11 protein-coding genes are annotated in these 18,237 nt (G+C 39.3%); 4 read left to right on the forward strand and 7 right to left on the reverse strand.

The features are described from left to right. The first annotated feature begins 116 nt into the window (after window positions 1–116). Window positions 117–2,735, forward strand: coding sequence for an ATP-dependent chaperone ClpB (gene clpB, locus AAGF08_RS07010; RefSeq protein WP_343510437.1), 2,619 nt, complete (start codon window positions 117–119; stop codon window positions 2,733–2,735). 383 nt (window positions 2,736–3,118) lie between these two features. Beyond that, window positions 3,119–3,301, forward strand: coding sequence for a CPXCG motif-containing cysteine-rich protein (locus tag AAGF08_RS07015; RefSeq protein WP_343510438.1), 183 nt, complete (start codon window positions 3,119–3,121; stop codon window positions 3,299–3,301). On the opposite strand, the gene AAGF08_RS07020 is transcribed toward AAGF08_RS07015, so the two are convergent. The 3 genes from AAGF08_RS07020 to AAGF08_RS07030 all read right to left on the reverse strand — a co-directional run bounded on the left by AAGF08_RS07020 (window position 3,302) and on the right by AAGF08_RS07030 (window position 10,321). Further along, the gene (locus AAGF08_RS07020; protein WP_343510439.1) at window positions 3,302–5,536 is read right to left on the reverse strand and encodes a DPP IV N-terminal domain-containing protein; all 2,235 of its coding nucleotides are present in this window, start codon (window positions 5,534–5,536) and stop codon (window positions 3,302–3,304) included. Between the two features lie 103 nt (window positions 5,537–5,639). Next, a complete protein-coding gene (locus AAGF08_RS07025) occupies window positions 5,640–7,817 on the reverse strand; it encodes a DUF5916 domain-containing protein (RefSeq protein WP_343510440.1) in 2,178 nt (725 codons plus the stop codon). A 62-nt stretch (window positions 7,818–7,879) separates the two neighbouring features. Next, window positions 7,880–10,321 (reverse strand): outer membrane beta-barrel family protein, encoded by a 2,442-nt coding sequence (locus AAGF08_RS07030; protein ID WP_343510441.1) that lies wholly within the window; start codon window positions 10,319–10,321, stop codon window positions 7,880–7,882. Between the two features lie 703 nt (window positions 10,322–11,024). Here AAGF08_RS07030 and AAGF08_RS07035 point away from each other — a divergent pair. Then, window positions 11,025–11,606, forward strand: coding sequence for a DsrE family protein (locus AAGF08_RS07035; RefSeq protein ID WP_343510442.1), 582 nt, complete (start codon window positions 11,025–11,027; stop codon window positions 11,604–11,606). Here AAGF08_RS07035 and AAGF08_RS07040 read toward each other — a convergent pair. The 3 genes from AAGF08_RS07040 to AAGF08_RS07050 all read right to left on the reverse strand — a co-directional run bounded on the left by AAGF08_RS07040 (window position 11,603) and on the right by AAGF08_RS07050 (window position 16,031). Continuing rightward, on the reverse strand, window positions 11,603–12,394 hold the full coding sequence (locus tag AAGF08_RS07040) for a hypothetical protein (RefSeq protein ID WP_343510443.1): 792 nt from the start codon (window positions 12,392–12,394) through the stop codon (window positions 11,603–11,605). The genes AAGF08_RS07035 and AAGF08_RS07040 overlap by 4 nt on opposite strands. Before the next feature lie 25 nt (window positions 12,395–12,419). Further along, complete coding sequence (locus AAGF08_RS07045; protein ID WP_343510444.1) at window positions 12,420–12,938, reverse strand: hypothetical protein; 519 nt, start codon at window positions 12,936–12,938, stop codon at window positions 12,420–12,422. Between the two features lie 168 nt (window positions 12,939–13,106). Next, entirely contained in the window at window positions 13,107–16,031 is a 2,925-nt protein-coding gene (locus AAGF08_RS07050; RefSeq protein WP_343510445.1) for a prolyl oligopeptidase family serine peptidase, read from the reverse strand. Window positions 16,032–16,183: 152 nt separating this feature from the next. Here AAGF08_RS07050 and AAGF08_RS07055 point away from each other — a divergent pair, with 152 nt between their 5' ends. Further along, complete coding sequence (locus AAGF08_RS07055; RefSeq protein ID WP_343510446.1) at window positions 16,184–16,438, forward strand: hypothetical protein; 255 nt, start codon at window positions 16,184–16,186, stop codon at window positions 16,436–16,438. 88 nt (window positions 16,439–16,526) lie between these two features. On the opposite strand, the gene AAGF08_RS07060 is transcribed toward AAGF08_RS07055, so the two are convergent. Next, window positions 16,527–18,236: an amidohydrolase gene (locus AAGF08_RS07060; protein ID WP_343510447.1), complete on the reverse strand. Its 1,710-nt coding sequence runs from the start codon at window positions 18,234–18,236 to the stop codon at window positions 16,527–16,529. Between the last annotated feature and the right edge of the window lies 1 nt (window position 18,237).

Raw genomic sequence — 18,237 nt, forward strand, 5'->3', positions numbered from 1 at the left:
AAAAAATTGCTTGGAGTTGGATTTGCTAAATAGAGTTTGTTACAATCTGGAAATGTTAAAGAAAAATATGCTTTCCTGATTAGACAAAAACCTAGTAACTTAAATAACCAACGATAATGGATTTCAAACAATACACGATCAAATCTCAGGAGGCGATTCAAAAAGCGGTGGAGTTGGCATCAGCTGCTGGACAGCCGAATATTGAGCCATCTCACTTGTTGAAAGGGATCTTCTCTGAGGATGAAAATGTAACTGACTTTTTATTCAAAAAGCTCGGTGCAAACAAGCAGTTGCTTAATCAAAAATTAGATGAGCAATTGGAACGTTTACCAAAAGTAAGCGGAGGACAGCAACCGTACTTAAGTAATGCCGCCAACCAAGTATTGACTAAAGCAAAAGATTATCTTAAAACCTTTGGTGATGAGTATGTGGCTATTGAGCATTTACTTTTAAGTATTTTGGCGGCAGGAGACCCTGCTTCAAAGATTTTGAAAGATCAAGGCATCGCAGAAAAGCCTTTGATCGAAGCAATAAAAGAATTGAGAAAAGGTAATAAAGTGACTGACCCAAACGCAGAAAGTAAATATCAGGCATTAGAAAAATATTCTAAAAACCTGAATGAATTGGCCAGAAAAGGGAAGATAGATCCTGTGATTGGCCGGGATGAAGAAATCAGAAGGGTTCTTCAGATATTAGCAAGAAGGACCAAAAACAATCCGATCCTATTGGGTGAACCTGGTGTGGGTAAAACAGCGATTGTGGAAGGTTTAGCGCAGCGAATTGTATCTGGAGATGTTCCTGAAAATCTAAAATCCAAAACATTGATCTCTTTGGACATGGGCTTGTTAGTGGCAGGTGCCAAGTACAAAGGTGAATTTGAAGAAAGATTAAAAGCGGTTATCAAAGAAGTAACCGATGCAGAAGGGGAAATCATCTTATTCATTGATGAGATTCATACCTTGATTGGTGCCGGAGGTGGTGGCGAAGGAGCGATGGATGCTGCGAACCTTTTGAAGCCTGCTTTGGCCAGAGGGGAATTGCATGCAATAGGGGCGACTACCTTGAAAGAATACCAGAAGTATATCGAAAAGGATAAGGCCTTGGAAAGAAGATTTCAGGCTGTTATAGTCGATGAGCCTGATGCAGCTGATGCGATTTCAATTCTAAGAGGTATTAAAGATAAGTATGAAGTTCATCACGGTGTGAGAATTAAAGATGATGCTGTTATTGCAGCTGTTGAGCTTTCTCAACGCTATATTTCTGACCGTTTCTTACCGGATAAAGCCATTGACTTAATGGATGAAGCTGCTGCTAAATTGAGAATGGAGATTGACTCCTTGCCTCAGGAACTCGATGAGTTGAACCGAAGAATCATGCAGCTGGAAATTGAACGAGAGGCAATCCGAAGAGAAAAGAATAAGGATAAAGAAACCGTTCTTAGCAAGGAGTTGGCTGAGCTTTCTGAAAAGAGAGACAGTGTTAAAGCCAAGTGGGAAAGTGAAAAGGCAGTTATCACTGGAATTCAACGAGAGAAGGAAAGAATCGATAGTTATAAGCTGGAGGCGGAGCAAGCAGAAAGAGCTGGAGATTTCGGAAAAGTTGCAGAAATCAGATACGGCAAAATCGGGGAAGCTGAGCAAAAGCTTGAATCTTTCAAAAATCAATTGGCAGAAATGCAGGCTGGATCTCCATTGTTGAAAGAGGAGGTAGATCAAGAGGATATTGCTGCGGTGGTTTCCAAATGGACAGGAATTCCACTTTCCAAGATGATCCAATCTGAGCGCGAAAAGTTATTGCACTTGGAGGAGGAATTAGGAAAGCGTGTTGCTGGTCAGCAAGAAGCGATTACCGCCTTGTCTGATGCAGTGAGAAGAAGCCGAGCAGGATTACAAGATCCAAAGAGGCCTATTGGTAGCTTTATCTTTATGGGTACAACCGGTGTAGGTAAAACTGAATTGGCGAAAGCTTTGGCAGAATATCTTTTCAACGACGAAAATGCCATGGTACGAATCGATATGTCTGAATATCAGGAAAGACATGCGGTCAGCAGATTGGTTGGAGCGCCTCCAGGATACGTTGGATACGATGAAGGTGGACAATTGACTGAAGCAGTAAGAAGAAAGCCATATTCTGTAGTGCTCTTGGATGAAATTGAAAAAGCTCATCCGGATGTGTTCAATATCTTACTTCAGGTCCTAGATGATGGTCGTTTGACCGATAATAAAGGTAGAATAGCAAGCTTCAAGAATACTATAATCATTCTTACAACCAATATTGGTTCTCATTTGATCCAGGAAAGATTTGCAGAAATCGAAGAATGGAACAAAGAGGAGATTATGGAAAAAACAAAAGAAGAAGCATTTGACTTATTGAAAAAATCTGTAAGACCTGAATTCTTAAATAGGATTGATGAAGTAATTATGTTTGAGCCGCTCAATAAGAAGATTATCCGCAAGATTGTGGATATTCAATGGAGAGAGATTCAAAAGCGATTGGCAGAGGCAAATATCGAAATCGAAGCAACGAAGGAGGTATTGGATTATCTTGGAGAAGTTGGATTTGATCCGAACTTTGGAGCAAGACCACTCAAGAGAACCATGCAGCGATTGATCTTGAATGAGCTGTCAAAAGAAATCTTGTCAGGATACATCAAAAATGATTCTGCCGTATTGGTTGACTTAGATGCTGATAAGCAGGTTTATTTTAAGAATATAGATTCCCCAGTGGAAGTTTAATTCGTAATAATTCAGCAAAACCCTCGGAGAGTTTAGGCTTCGAGGGTTTTTTATTTTTAATTAACTTGTTATATGCCCGAACACTTTTTCAAATGTCCTTACTGTCTTGCCGAAATATCTATGCTGGTAAACCCTTCGATCTCCACTCCCGCTGTTCAGGATTTGCAATCCTGAACCTCGATCCTGGGATTTATAATCCAGAAACCAGAATCCTATCTTTTGAACATTAAGATTTAAAATCTTCGTATAGAGCTTCGAGATTACAAATCTCGAAGAGCGGATGATTTTTATTTACTGCAAAGTTCACAAGGGTATACGGGAAGGCCTTAATTAATGTAAATTCCGTCAGTTGTTAGGAAAGGTGTATTTGATTACTTTAGAAAATGCTTGAACATTTCTTTCAATGCCCTTATTGCCTTGCCGAAATCTCAATGCTCATTGATCCTTTGGTTTCTTCTCAACAGTACATCGAAGATTGCGAAGTTTGTTGTAATCCAATAGAGATTCGAGTTGAAGTTGAGTCTGGGGAGATTATAGCATTTGAAGCTAAGTCTATCGAACAGTAATTACTTAACCGGCGTATGCTCCATCAAATAGTTTGTGAGTAAAGTATATAAATGAAGTGAGGTCCCTGCACCTTCCCTAATACCGTGAGACCTGTTTGGATATGGCATGATCTGGAATTGTTTATTGTGTTTCACCAACTCGTTGATCAGCATTTCAGCACTTTGGTAATGTACATTGTCATCACCGGTTCCATGAATTACCAAGAGATTCCCTTCCAAGTTTTTGGCATAAGTAATTGGAGATCCGTTAACAAAGTCTTCAATATTTTCCTGTGGCAATCCCATGTAGCGCTCCTGATAGATATTGTCATAAATCAACTGATTTGAAACAGAGGCAACAGACATTCCTGTTTGATAAATTTCCGGGAATTTAAACATCAGGTTCAAAGTCATAGATCCACCTCCGCTCCATCCCCAAACAGCAACTCGGCTTTCATCTAGATAAGGGAGTTTTAATAACTCTTTGGCAGCTAAACCTTGGTCTTGCACATTTACTTTTCCAATATTTCGGTAAATGATTTTTCTCCAAGCACTGCCTTTCAGAGTTGGTGTACCCCGATTATCCATATCGATGATGAAATACCCCTTTTGCGCAAGCATTATATTGAAAAGACCCACTTGCGTATCGGTAGCCACGGTACTCCAAGGCTCGCCATACACATGAAAAAGCACCGGATATTTCTTCGTTTCATCAAAATCCACCGGATAGATGACCCGTGCATCTAGGGTCACTCCTTCTGAAGTAGTCACAGTCGTGAATTTGATTTCGGGAGTTTTAAGTGAAGCTAATTTGGCCTTGTATTCCTTATTCTCTATCAGAGTTTTCAGTACCTCATGCTTCGGCAAAGAGACCAATCTCGTGGTCAAAGGATCAGAAGTACTTTGATGATTATGCACTGCAAATTCACCATTTGGAGCGATATCGTAGGTGTTCACTCCCTCAAAAGCATCAGGAGTTACACGTCTAAGCTTTCCTTTTCCAGCTAAATCAATGGCGTACAGATAGCGCTGGGTAGTATTCTCAGGAGAAGCGATAAAGAACACTTCTTTATCAGAAAGGCCTCCAAAAGAAGCAACGTCGTATTCTCCCGGCGTTAGCAATGTTTTGTTTCCAGTTGCAATATCTACTTTGTAAAGATGTCTCCAACCGTCATTTTCGGTCATTCGGAGAAAAGCTTTTCCATCATCTACCAGTGGCAAGCTATTATCGCTCCAGCCATATCTTGATAGGTCAGGATAAGCCAAATCCACCCAAGTCTTTTCAGTCTCCACATAAACCTTCTTCAATTCTCCATTGGAAGGTTTGTAGGTCCAGATCGTCAATTGATTTTGCTTTCTATTCATCTGCTGAATCAAGAGTAGGTCCTCATTGATCCACTGCATTCCAGGTAAGTAGTTTTCTTTTTCTCCTCCTGGAATCGGAAGCCATTTGGTGTTTTTAGAAGCAATGTCGATTAGGCCAATTTTTGCTCCGGCAGGTTCTTCGCCCACTTTTGGATATTGTAAAGGAATTGGTCGGGAATAAACAGAATCGGTATTGTTAATCATGTAAAAGGTTCCGATTTCTGAGGCATCGATTTGCCAAAAAGAAATGAATTTGGCATCTGGGCTCCATTGAAAGCCATCTCGTTTTCCAAACTCTTCCTCATAAGCCCAATCAAAGGTGCCGTTAATAATTTTGTCAGTTCCATCAGAGGTCAATTGAGTGACTTCTCCTGTTTTAAAGTCCTCCAGATACAAATTGAATTTCTGGACATAAGCGACTTTGGAATTATCTGAAGAAAACTTTGCGAACATTAAAGAAGAGGACTCAAAATCCTGACCCAATTGTTTCAAAACACCGTTTTCCAGATCATATACGTAATAGTCTCCTTTGGTATTAGATCTCCAAACCCGGCTGGAATTGGTGAAAATCAACATTTTCGAGCCATCGTCAGAAAGGCTGAAAGATTCGATTCTTATGGGCTTTCCATCACTTTGCAAAGCAGATCCCGGGACAAAAACACTTTTCTCTAAACTTTTACTGTCCCATCTTGCAAGTTCATTTCCATTCTCCACAGTGACATAAGCCGCGCCATTTTCTATCCATTGAATGGGTTGTAACCGTTCTTGGCTGAATTCATTGGAAGCATAAATTCTTTCCAAGGTGAGTAAATCAGATGTTTGGGCTGAAGTTTCAGTTAAGGCAAAAAATGCCAAAAAGAGAAAGAGTACTTTTTTCAAGAAGTAATTCATATTCTATGGTATTATCTGTAAGCTAAAGTTAAGCTTTATATCCAAATTGGAGTAGAATGAATATTTATTCAGAATTAGAAGTTAATCCAGTGTTAGACTTTTTTTACAAATTCCACCAATAAGTAAACTTCAGCACAACTGATCGGTTTTTGGTGTAAAAAGGAGCAGGCAAATAGTTGTCTGTATACACTAAGAAAATATCGGATGCAGGCTTAAATCTCCATTGAAATCGCGTATTCAGGTTAATATTTTCGATTTGTTCATTGTATTGGACAAAAGCGGTAAAGAAAAGCGTATTGGTCATTGTGACATCTACTCTGGGACCAACCAGCCAAAAATTGGTGGTATTCCAAGGTTCTGGCAAATGAATGGAATTATAATTGGCACTTAAGGCAATGCTGACATAGGGTTGAAATCTGTATCCTATGTCTGCAGTAACGTTATAACGTTTGCCGTCTGCATAATATCCACCCAATCGAGTAGTGAAGGCATAGGTAAAAACACTTTGAGGCTTGGAAGTAAACTCTGCACCTGTGGCATACCATTGATGCTCAGTTCCCCTTGCGAGCGTATCACCGCTGTAATTTGTTGGGTCAAACGGGCGCTGAAGTAATACATAGTCTGTAGAGACCCATGCCTGAAAAGTACTTTGACTTCTCCATTTAATGTTATAGGCAAGAAAGGTGGTGTTATCTGTTTTCTCACCATCCGTATTGAAGAAATAACCTACTCCAACTTTGGGACCGTGATTCAGGATTTTTTCACTTTTAGGGAAGAACAAATAACTCGCTTCCGGATTGATTTTATAAAATCCGTTTCGAGGAACGTAGCCTACTTCTGCAGTGTAATTTTTAGAGACATATTGATGCTCCCAGTTCCAAGTAAGGTTTCCGGAACTGTATTTTAGATTCGCGGCATGGACAAATCCATCACCAACTTGGTTAGGAGCAAAGCTTTTCATAAACATGGCTTTTCCTGTCCAAAGATTATTAGAAGAGGCCAAGTTGTATTCCAGTCCTACGTTTCGATTGAATTGGGAATAAATTGGTAGTTCAGCGTCAGGATCTGGGTTGTAGTTCAATGACTGCTTGTTGATAAACATTCCGGTTATATTGGATCTGGCGCCAACTTGTCTCTGTAATGCCAAAACTGTAAAGTTTTGAGAGGGTAATCCGTCTTCCTCTACTTCTCCTGTTTGCATATTCATTGCCCCGATTCGCCAGTCTTTATTGATTTTCCCGCTCAACCTCGCCCCAAACTGAATAGGCGCATTTAAGCCAATTCTTCTAGAGAAAAACGGACGGATAGTCTCGTATCCAAAGCTTGCAAAGAGATCTCCATTTTCCAGGAAAAACTGTCTTCTCTCGGGAAAGAACAGTTCAAAACGATCCAGATTTGTGACCTGTCTATCCACTTCTACCTGTGAAAAATCAGGATTTACAGTCAGGTCCAAATTTAAGGAGGAAGTCAAACCTATTTTGGCATCCAAGCCTACTTCTCTACGATATTCAGTATCGCCATTTCCTGAAATATCTTTCTTTATTCCACCCAAAGCGTAGGGAATCACGGAAATGTTTGCACCTGTTTGTGGAGGTGCCTGATCCCAAATCAGAGAGCCAGTGTAAGCCAATGAGGCAGAAGGGAATTGACGTGGAACGGGTGCCCAACCTGATTTTTCTGTCGTTTTCAGATCCAATCTCGAAAAGTTGATTCCCCACTCCGTAATTCCTTTTTTGTATCGAATTGATTTGAAAGGGATCGCTGCCTCAAAAACCCATTTGTCATCGTAGTTGGTGACTTTTGATCGCCATTTATTATCCCAACTCAAATCCACACTACCTCCATTGTACATGATGCCATCCCATTGTGCTCCGGCAGCATTAGCTCCAAATGAAAAACCGTTCGTTTGGTCATCAAAAGGATCCATGAAGAGCAGGAAGTTGTCATTCTTACCAAAGGAGAAATCCCGTCGAAGGGATTCAACCATATAGGGGCCTTCTACTGCATGAAAATTCTCCACCAATAAATAGAGATTCTCATCGTCATAAGTCATTCTAACATCCGTGCGAACCCTTGCAAAGCTGGTATCCATTGGAGTGATCATAAAAAAATCACTTGCAATTTCGGCATCTTGCCAAGCTTGCTCATCGATGGTTCCGTCTATGAAAACCTCAGAACTAGCCTTCTTGATATGCAGTTTATAGGATGCATTTATTTTTTGGGCTTTAAGAAAATGACTGGTACTAAAAAGCATCAATACCAGTAATGAGAATTTCCACATGGGGGTAATTGGTTTTCCTGTAAATATGATTTACAAGGCGAATAGATTGGGCTTATTTGAACTTATTGTCTTAATCGGTAGCTCATCGTCAGATTTATTTGTCTTCGGATGAACTGAGAATCTTCTTCAGTGAAGAAGTTTTCACCATCGATAATATAGCGATTTCGTCGTGAATTGAAGATATCATTTGCAGTAAGTGTTAGGTCACCACGTTCTCCAAATATGTTTTTCGAAGCGGAAATATCGATAAAGAAAATTCCTTTTCTGATCCCTTGAGCAGTTTTTTGTCTTGCTTCGTAATTTGCTCTTAACTGAATATCAAATCCATCGCCGATTGTAAATCTGGAGGTTTGTCTGAACAACCATGAGTAAGTCTTTGCCCTATAACCTGACTGAATGTTACTTCCATCAATATTGGCATGAAAGAAGTTGATATTTAAATCCAACTTCCACCATTCTGTTGGGCGGTAGTCAGAGCTGAATTCTACCCCAAATGAATTTTCACCATTGAGATTGTAAGGCTGCGTTACAGAATTTCCATCTTCATCTACAGATCTTAAGCGTTCGATTTTATCTGTAGTGCTTCTATAGTAAACTGTTGAAAACAAGGTTCCCTTTTCGAAATACTTGATGTGTCCCAATTCAAATGCATCTGTGAATTCTGGATTCAAATCCGGGTTGCCGCTAAAAAAATTACGCTGATCAGAGAAGGTAACATAGGGACTCAGATCATTGTAAACAGGTCTTCGGACTCTTCTGCTGTAGCTCAACTGAAAAGCATTTTCTGTTGAAATATTGTAGGTTAAGTGTGCACTTGGAAATAGGTTGGTGTATTTCCTAGGGTTACGTTCATTAGTTTCCACCAAGATGGTTTCCACATCAGTATGCTCTACTCGCAAACCACCCTGATAGCTCCATTTGCCAGTTTTATTCCCCAAGATCCCATAAGCAGCTAGTATGTTTTCATTGTAAAGGAAAATATTATCCAAACCTGGCAGCGGGATTAACTCTCCGCTTTCATTTTCTTCTGAGACTATAAAGTCATTCTCCATTTCACGAAAACTGGTACGTAGACCGGTTTCAAACTTCCCCTCTTTTCCAAATGGCTTGACATAATCCAATTGCAGTAAATACTGATTTTCATATTCATCATTCAATGAGGTCTGAAGTAGATCGGAATCAGGAATCGGTTGTCCACTTGGCGTATAGGCAGACTCTGTAAATTTCTGATCGGAGCGCTCCCAGTAGTTTAGGTAGGTAAATGCAGTCGTGAGTTCATGCCCCTTTTCCTCAAAACTTTTTTTGTAACTAATTATCACTTCTGAATTTGGCTCCGCTTCAGTTTCGTCTTGTTGCCGAAGCGAATACCCCAAATAGGTATCAAAATTATTCAGATAGTCTTCATAGCGGATATCTGTAATACGTCTACCGTCACTTCTTCTCCAGAGGTAAGAAGCAGTCAGGATGCTATTTTCACTGAAATAATAATCTAGTCCACCACGGATATTATTATTGAATCCTTTTAGAACTCCTGAATTGTTTTGACTTAAAATAGAAGTTGAACCATCTTCATTATATACCTCTTGATATAATTCCTTTACGTTTGGTTGGTGTCTGCGAGCCAAGCTATAATTGATAAACCAATTAATTCGGTTCTTCCTATAATTGAGGTTTGTTGAAAAGCCGAGGTTTAGAGGGGTGCCGACTATCACTTCAAAGGAACCATTGAATCCCTGGTTATTATCTTTTTTTAGAATGATATTGATTACTCCGGCCATTCCTTCAGCTTCATAACGTGCTGATGGATTGGTAATAACTTCTACCCGTTCTACCATATTTGCCTGAAGCTGTCGCAGTCCGGCACCTCCCTTAAAGCTTACTAATCCAGAAGGTTTTCCGTCAATCAGAATTCTTACATTGGAAGACCCTCGGAGCCTGACATTTCCTTCAGGATCAACTGATACCGAAGGTAGGTTCATCAAAATATCATTTGCAGTTCCACCAGCATTTGCAAGGTCCTTTCCCACATTAAATATCCGTTTGTCGAGGGAAAGCTCCATCAATGTTTTCTCACCTTGGACTACCACTTCATCCAAATCACCAGCCGTGGCTTCAAGTTCGATAAGTCCTAAGTCAACTTTGTTATTATCTTTTGAAAAAATGATGAGTCCAGACTTGAAAGATTCAAAGCCCATAAACTCGATAAGTGTATAAAATTCGCCCAATGGAATATCTATGGAGAACTTTCCATTTTCTTCAGAGATCCCACCTGCCACCAAGCTGTCAGTTGGAGTATAAACTGCTACAGAAGCAAATCCTAAGGGACTCCCGGTTGATTTTTCCTGGATTGAACCTGAAAGCTTGGCTTTGTTTTGCTGGGAAAACCCTGTAAAACCTGTCAGAATAAATAAGATAAAAAGCGCAATATGTTTTCCGAAATTTATCTTTTGGAATAGACCCATGGTACTAGGATAGGTTTGAGTTTTAGGCAAGTTCCAAATCATATCTTGAATTTGGGAACATGAGTGAAAAGATATTCTGAAAAAAATGCTTTGTCAGCAGAAAATTGACTAAAGGTAAAATTTCAAGGATGGGAATGAACCATTCAAGAAAATTTTTAACATTCCTTCTATCAGTTAAATGAATTTGTTCATCAAATCTTCAAACTGACTAAGTAACCAGTGTATGCCAAATAAACCATCAATAAAATGGCAGCTTCCTATCTATCCAACTTTTTTTCCTGTAATCATCGCCAGGAAACGGAAAATTATTCCTCCCATTAAGATGTATTTGTCTGTGTTGAATGAAAGCTTATAATTCATGGGTTTAAATAATCGAACTGATTCCCAGAATTAGGAAAATGTTGAAAATACTAAAGCAGATTATATTTCCAATGGCCAAATCTGAGACGTGATATTACTTTGCTAAAACTAAGGCTCCGTCCACCAACCAATCAGCTCCATTGACTAAAAGCAATAATCCGATAATCAATAAAGAGAAGGGAATGTTCATGTATCTAAAATAGATTTTTGGATGAAAAATGGATCAAAAGTAGATGGAAAAAAGTGGATTAAATTAAATGGGAAAGAAATTATTTTTAGAGCTTTTAATACAGTATTAAATAGCTTTTTCTGATTGGAGATGCATGAAAAGTTGTATTGAAGATTTTTATGATTAATTTCCTAAAAAACTTCAAATCAAATTTTTATGAAAAAGTATATAATCCCAATGCTTTTTGTGTTTATGGTCTTTAACTTGACTTGCCTTGCTCAGGATGAAATACCTCCACATATCAAAGAAAATATTACTTATCCAGTGCTTGATTTCCATCCATGGGTGGGAGTGATGCCAATAAAAGATCCAGTAATGAAATATAATCCTGAACTGGATTATAAAATCGCCATAGATTTATATGGAAGAGTAAAAGATTCGACTGAAATCCAATCTGCTATTTTGGAAGTGGCCCGAACTTATAATCTGAATATAGCGAATGGAGTTCCTGCAGAGAAAATTCAGATTGCTGCAGTGATTCATGGGGGATTAGTTCAGGCAATTTTAAAGGAAGAGGATTATCAGAAAAAATATAGTCAGCCGAATCCCAATCTTGCTGCCATCAAAGCTTTGGAAGCAGTTGGCGTGAAATTCTATGTTTGTGGGCAAAGTGTGCGATTCAATAACTTAAATGCTGAAAATTTGACTCCAATGGTAAAAATGGCAGTATCTGCTAAGACTACTTTTATCACCTTAGATCAAATGGGATATTCCTATCTCAATGTAAGTGATGATTAAAATAATCTTCTTATAAAAGGGGAGGTTGCTCTGTTTTTAAAGCTATGGAAACTAATGGCAAAAAAAAGTACCACAGCCCCGATTAGTGCTGTCCACTGAAGCGTTGGGATTCTGTCCCAATGCCTTACTGAAATAGCAAGCAATGCCCAAACTCCTACTGAAGCAAATTCCCGAAGGTTTCTAGTGGCGATCATAAAGAGATTGAGAAGAACCGCAATGACTATCATTATTACAGTCCATGTTAATTCGGAGATTCCTCCGTTCCATCCCAATTTTGCTAGATAAGCTGAAATATTTGCGATTGTAGCCACCGCGATCCAGCCGCTGTAAATTGCAATTGGCCACCAAAGCCAGAAGATAATAGGCCGTGGAGCATCCCATCTTTCCATATTGGTGCTTAGAACTACGATGACCAATGAAGCTAGGATTCCTAACATGACAACTACGCTTAGTCCAGTATATTCCATCAACCATATGTAGAGCCAAAGTCCATTCCCGATGTTTGCCAAAATCAAATAAGGACCTATTTGAGAAAGGAAATCAGAGTCTCTGGATCTTCTAAAAGCTCTGGAAACAAAAAATATGGCTTGTCCTAAAAGTGATAAAAAGATGATCCCCCAAATAGAAAATGCATATCCTGCCGGGGTGAAGAGGTTCTGATATTCAGCACTTAGGGAACCGACAGTATTTCCTTCAAGGCCTTTAGATCCAACCCAATAATTCCAGAAAATAACCAAAATAAGAACGGCCAAATTGATGATAGCATAAATTTTATGAGACTTTTTCATGCAGGTTTTTATTAAATGGAAGTTTTTAATAATTGGCTAAAATGGCATTTCTTACATTTCCATGAAATTCATTGATGGCTTTGGTATGGAAGTAGGGGTAAATCACCTTGTCCCGAAACCAGGAACCACTTCGATAAAATGTTTTATGTGAAACCTCTGTTTTTCCGTCTGGCAAAGTCTTAAAGCTTATAAACTGACTTCCCTCTGATTTAGAATTTTCCAAATAGCAAATACGAATCAATTTTTTATTCTTGTCTACTTCCATTACCTCGTGGCCTATCGTTAGTTTTATTGCACCGTTGAAAACATGAAGATTCAGAATAATCACTTGGCCCACGCCCATCTCTGCTTTGAATTCCTGCCCTGGAAAAACTTCTTCCCCGGTTTCTCTGGAATAAAGTTGATTGAAATGAAGCATTTTACCTGCCCAGGCTTTTGCCGGATCTATTGAAACATACGTTTCCCAAACCTCATCAAAGGGTTGGTCGAAAAGATATTTTTCAAAATGCTCATGATAATTAGGGTCAGAGTCTGAATAGCACATTGCATTCAGTTTTGAATAAGGTGATTGATGAGAAGACAACGAATCTTGGTTAGTAGAATTCATAATATGAAATAACCCTTTTGAAATGGGATTTAAAGAAAGGGAAAGAACTTGGAATGGCAAGCTCATTCATAAAAAAAGGAGTCCTTAATGGACTCCTTTAAAAATTTAGAATGCTCTCTTTTCGAGATGTTCATCCAGTTCCAATTTATTAATTCCTTTAGATAACCAAACAGGAGCTTCTTCACCTTTGAGGTGATGGTTGAAGAATTCCATCATTCTCACGGAGTAGTCTTTCCTGTTTTCAAGTTTCCCAAGACCATGATTTTCACCTTTGTACTGAACCAAGACCACTGGCTTTTTTAATCTTCTCAAAGCAGAGTAATATTCAATTCCCTGGGTGAAATCCACTGCTCCATCCTTATCATTGTGAAGCATTAAAAGAGGAGTGGTTACATTTTTCACGTGATATACAGGGCTGTTACGCTCGTAAGAATCCCAGTTTTCCCAAGGTCCTCCAGTAAATCTACCTTGCGAAGCTTCGAAAATAGACATGTTTCCTCCCCCTGAATTCCAATAGATCAAGTCATACATAGAAATCATATTGGTCAAAGGGGCTCCAGCTGCAGCTGCTTTAAACATGTTTGTCTGGGTAATCAAAAATGCAGTTTGATAACCGCCCCATGAGTGCCCGTGAATACCGATGTTGTTTTCATCAATCACTCCTGTCTCTATTGCTGCTTTGACTCCTGGGATCACGCACCAGACGGCCGACATGCCCGGATCATCCATCTTGTAAACGATATCTGGAATAAATACTGCAAAACCATTGCTAGTGTATACGTTTGGATTCCATCCTGTACCACTATAGCCCGGATTAGTCCAATTGTGTCTGGTCTGTGAAAGCTTTTCGTAATAATAGACGACCGTAGGATATTTTTTACCTTCTACATACCCTGCAGGAAGGAAAAGTGCGCCTTGTAGCGTATCTCCCTTGTCAGAAACATAATCAACTAGCCTTGTGCCTGCAGACCAGGAGTACTTTGAAGCATCCGGTGCATTTTCAGTAACTTTTTTAGCGGAAGCCAAGGAAGCATCAGCGGCATAATACTGGGTAGGCTCATTAAAAGTCTCTTTGCTGTAGAAATAAACGGGAGCTTTTTCAGCTTTCTGTAGGGAACCAATCGAGGCATCCTCCCAAACCAGTTTTTCTGTTCCTGCAGCAAGGCCGGATTTCTTCGCAGGGTTGATTTTAGCAATTCCGCTTTTCTTGGTCCATTCTCCATAAATCCGGAAGTATTGAGGCTGACTCAAGTCAAAACCTTTTTCTTCAGGGTCCAATCTGAATCTATATTGATATCTAATTTTCTCAGCCCTTCCATCCTGGGTAAGGTTTACAGCCTTTTCTTTTCCATCAGCTACCGGTATTTGCCAAATATCCCATCCATCACTTATTAAGACATAATCATTATTAGAAGACCATCCTAGAAAGTTTTCTAAAGGTTTTTTGACATTGTGATCATCTTCGGTATCTACAAAAGAGACTGGAAGGCTAGCAGTTAAATTTTTCTCTTCCCCACTTTCGATATCATATATATAGTAGTTGCCATCGTATCCATAGTTAAACTTAGTTCCATCGGGAGAAGGACGAGGGTAGGATGAAAAACTAGGTAGGTAAAAATTAGTGAACAGAGTGGTTTTCTCACCAGTTTTCAAATCAACTATATAGAAATCCCTATAATTCTGACCATCAAGATTTATATCCAATTCATATTTCTGAAGGTCTGAACCTAAAGCATATTTTTCTTTTGGCATAATGCTAAGGTCTCTCATGGAACTGTCCTGAAGTGCAATATGCTTTCCAGCGGCAACATCGTACATAGCCCAAAAACTGTAATTCTTGTCCATGTTTTCCAATACTTGCTGACGGGACTGCAATCTGCTGTCGTTCCAGTGCCAAATGGTCATGTCAGGCTTGTCAGCATCTCCTTTTTTAGGAGAAGCTTTAGCCGTGTCCAACTTTGAAATTGCTTTTTGTAAATCTTTAATGCTATGTATGGACGTGTCAGCCATGATTTTTTTCATCGCTTCAGATTCAGCTTTGGCGACAGAATCTTTATCCACTTCTTTCTTGGCTTCTTCTTTTTTGGCTAAAACCAATGGGTGAATTCCATAAAAAAGTCGGGTCAAATCTTCAGACCACATCGGACGTCTGTTTGGACTAATGGTATAAGATTGATCAAATCCAGTAGAATCTTTTTGAGGATCATAAACTGTCACTTGAGGTGCAGCAAGGTTTTTTACTCCAACGATTTTTCCTTGGTCCTGCTTATATTTCTTATCTTCTACCATTTTCAAAGCGGCAAAAGCATCTCCTTTTTCTGTCCAGCTAAGTGATTTATAGCTCGCTTTGTCATTTTCCAAAACCGCGGTGCTGTTATTTGAAAGGTTGAAAAGATAAACCCCATTTCCAGACTTATTTGCAGCATCTACAGTGTAGGCCAGATAAGTTCCTGGCTTGTTAAAAGAGAATTCGAGCACATTCCCTAAAGTCAGGGCCTTCTCAGAATTCAGGTTATAAATCAATAAATCCGAACCTTTTCCTTCACCATTTCCTTCCTTTGGAAGGTTGATGGCTAAAACTGATGAGCCGTCATTATTAAAAGAAAAAGTGCTTACTTTTTCGAAGGTCTTTTTCTCGTCAGTTCCTAATTTGATCAAATGAAGTTTGTCAGAAAGCGGTTTGCCTTTTGCCTTTTCATTTTTCTTCTTTTCATCAAAAGAAGGATCTTCTTTGAAAGCAAGCCATTTAGAATCCTTGCTGAAAGCAAATTGCTGACCAGTTACTCCGCCGATATTATAAGTCTTTTTACTTTCTAGATCATTTACTTTTTGGACGATAAGTTCTCCGTCTCCTTCTAACTGGACAATGGTATAAGCCATCCACTGTCCATCAGGCGAAACTTCAAAGCTTCTTCCATTCATATATTTCCAAGTAGGAATATCCTTCCAAGTAATTGGTTTTAGGTCTTGGGCAATAGCTAAACTTGACAGAAAGCATAGTACCCAAAGTACGAGTAAGTGTTTACGCATAGTCTTTATCTTTTTTAGAATGGGAAAATAGGGAAAAATCCTCAATTGAGATTGTTAAGGTTTCTTAGGGGTAAGAAGTAATTGGGCAGGCGGTAAAATTTAATTTTTAAAAAAAAACTATTAGTTATATTTCTGAGAACATTTCAACTTCTATGAATAAGACTGCATTCTTATCGAGTTGCTTACTTGTGATGCTAACCACCTCCTGCTGGTGGCTCAATCCGAAATATCGTAAAGGGTATTTCCCCCGCAAAGTCACCAATTTTGAGGCATTGAACACTTCCTATAATGATTATAATATGGATATCCGGGTCCTTTTTCATGAAATGGATGTGATCTTTTCTTCAGATCGACCCGGAGGAAAAGGAGGATTTGATTTGTATTTAGTAGGGATTCCAAAATATTGAAAAAAGCTGAAGCACAGTTAATAGATAAAAAAACCTGCTTCTTTTTGGAGCAGGCTAATAGTTTTGAATTTTTAAACTTCAATTTTTATCATTCTGGTTTCTCATAAACAATTTTTCCTCCCACAATGGTCATCATGACTTTGCTATTTAAAATCTCAGATTCGGGGATTTCCATGATATTTTTATCAAAAACAGTAAAGTCCGCGGCTTTTCCAACTTCAATGGAGCCTTTAAAATCTTCTTCGAATTCAGCATATGCCCCATCTAAGGTATAAGACTTCAAGGCTTCTTCTCTAGTCATTTTTTGGCTTGCTTCATAGCCACCATCTGGAGTGCCTTCCAATGTTTGTCTACTTACAGAGGCGAAAAATGAAGGAATCGGATCAACTGGTTCGACTGGTGCATCTGTACCGTTCGCCACCACAGCACCACTTTGCATCAGCTTTTGCCAAACATATGCTCCATCTACAATTCTTTTCTCTCCCAATCGATCAATAGCCCAAGGTCTATCTGAACTCAAATGAATCGCCTGCATGGCGGCAATTACACCCATTTCTCCAAATCTTGGAATATCTTCTGGATCAATATGCTGCGCATGTTCAATTCTAAATCGAAGATCTTTGGCATCTGGATATTTTTCAAATGCTGCTTCGTATTCATCTAAAACTTCCCTATTTGCCCTGTCGCCAATGGCATGGGAGTTAACTTGGAATCCCGCAGGAATGGCTTTTTCGGATACTTGTCCTACAACTTCCATAGGAAGGGTTTCGTGTCCAAAGTGACCCGGTCTGTCGGTGTATTCTTCCAAAAGCCAAGCTCCTCTGGAACCTAAAGCACCATCGCAGAATAATTTGATCGATCTGACAGAAAAAAGATGGTCTACGCTGTCTATCATAGGTCCTCTTTTGTACCAATTTTCTAGAAGTTCAGGATCGCTACCTGCCAGCATCATGTAGTGCCTGGAGGTGAGTTTTCCTTCATTCTTAAATTTCAACAGTAAATCAATTGTCTCCTGACCACTTCCTGCATCGTGAAAGCTAGTGATTCCCTTTTCTGCCAATTCTTTCAACGCCAAAGTCAAAGCTTGAGCAGCCCTCTCTGGAGTTTCTTGGGGAACTAACTTTCCAACAATTCCAGAAGCTCTTTCGGTTAATACACCTGTTGGGTTACCTAACTCATCCAAAATAATCTCTCCTCCTTCTACTTCACCTGGTCTTTCTCCTTTGAGGTTAGAGATCCCAGCCAGTTCCAATGCTTTTGAATTTGCAAATGTAGCATGTCCAGATGCATGTCTTAAGAAGACCGGGTTGTCTGGAGATACTTCATTTAATTGATCATTGGTTTGAAAACCTTTAACCATTTTTTCAGGCTTTTCAATCCATTTATCCTGATGCCAACCTCTTCCTGTAATCCAGTCTCCAGGCTCTGCCTTTGCTACTGCTTCGGCTACTTTTTCCACCAGTTCGTCGTAAGTTTTTACATACATCAGATCGAGTTCGAGCTTGTTATAGCCGATTCCCATCAAGTGTGCGTGGGATTCGATAAGCCCGGGGGTCATCGTCATTCCGAGTAAATCAACAACTTCTGTTTGATCAGAAATGTATTCACCAATTTCTTCCGAACTTCCTACAGCCAAGATTATCCCATTTTTAACAGCCACTGCTTCAACTTGAGGGTTGGATTCATCGACAGTGTAAATGGTGCCATTCAGAAACACTAAATCTGCAGGCTCAGATTTGTTGGAAGAGCAGCTTATTGAAATAAGGCATGTAAATAGGAATATGTAAAAATATCTCATG

The sequence above is a fragment of the Algoriphagus sp. SE2 genome, from assembly GCF_039563885.1.
Classification (GTDB): domain Bacteria; phylum Bacteroidota; class Bacteroidia; order Cytophagales; family Cyclobacteriaceae; genus Algoriphagus.

Excerpts from the sequence above, each read along its gene's own strand:
- AAGF08_RS07060 (WP_343510447.1), bottom strand. The coding sequence starts at position 18,236 with ATGAGATATTTTTACATATTCCTATTTACATGCCTTATTTCAATAAGC.
- AAGF08_RS07025 (WP_343510440.1), bottom strand. The coding sequence starts at position 7,817 with ATGTGGAAATTCTCATTACTGGTATTGATGCTTTTTAGTACCAGTCAT.
- clpB (WP_343510437.1), top strand. The coding sequence starts at position 117 with ATGGATTTCAAACAATACACGATCAAATCTCAGGAGGCGATTCAAAAA.
- AAGF08_RS07055 (WP_343510446.1), top strand. The coding sequence starts at position 16,184 with ATGAATAAGACTGCATTCTTATCGAGTTGCTTACTTGTGATGCTAACC.
- AAGF08_RS07030 (WP_343510441.1), bottom strand. The coding sequence starts at position 10,321 with ATGATTTGGAACTTGCCTAAAACTCAAACCTATCCTAGTACCATGGGT.
- AAGF08_RS07040 (WP_343510443.1), bottom strand. The coding sequence starts at position 12,394 with ATGAAAAAGTCTCATAAAATTTATGCTATCATCAATTTGGCCGTTCTT.
- AAGF08_RS07020 (WP_343510439.1), bottom strand. The coding sequence starts at position 5,536 with ATGAATTACTTCTTGAAAAAAGTACTCTTTCTCTTTTTGGCATTTTTT.
- AAGF08_RS07015 (WP_343510438.1), top strand. The coding sequence starts at position 3,119 with ATGCTTGAACATTTCTTTCAATGCCCTTATTGCCTTGCCGAAATCTCA.
- AAGF08_RS07045 (WP_343510444.1), bottom strand. The coding sequence starts at position 12,938 with ATGTGCTATTCAGACTCTGACCCTAATTATCATGAGCATTTTGAAAAA.
- AAGF08_RS07035 (WP_343510442.1), top strand. The coding sequence starts at position 11,025 with ATGAAAAAGTATATAATCCCAATGCTTTTTGTGTTTATGGTCTTTAAC.
- AAGF08_RS07050 (WP_343510445.1), bottom strand. The coding sequence starts at position 16,031 with ATGCGTAAACACTTACTCGTACTTTGGGTACTATGCTTTCTGTCAAGT.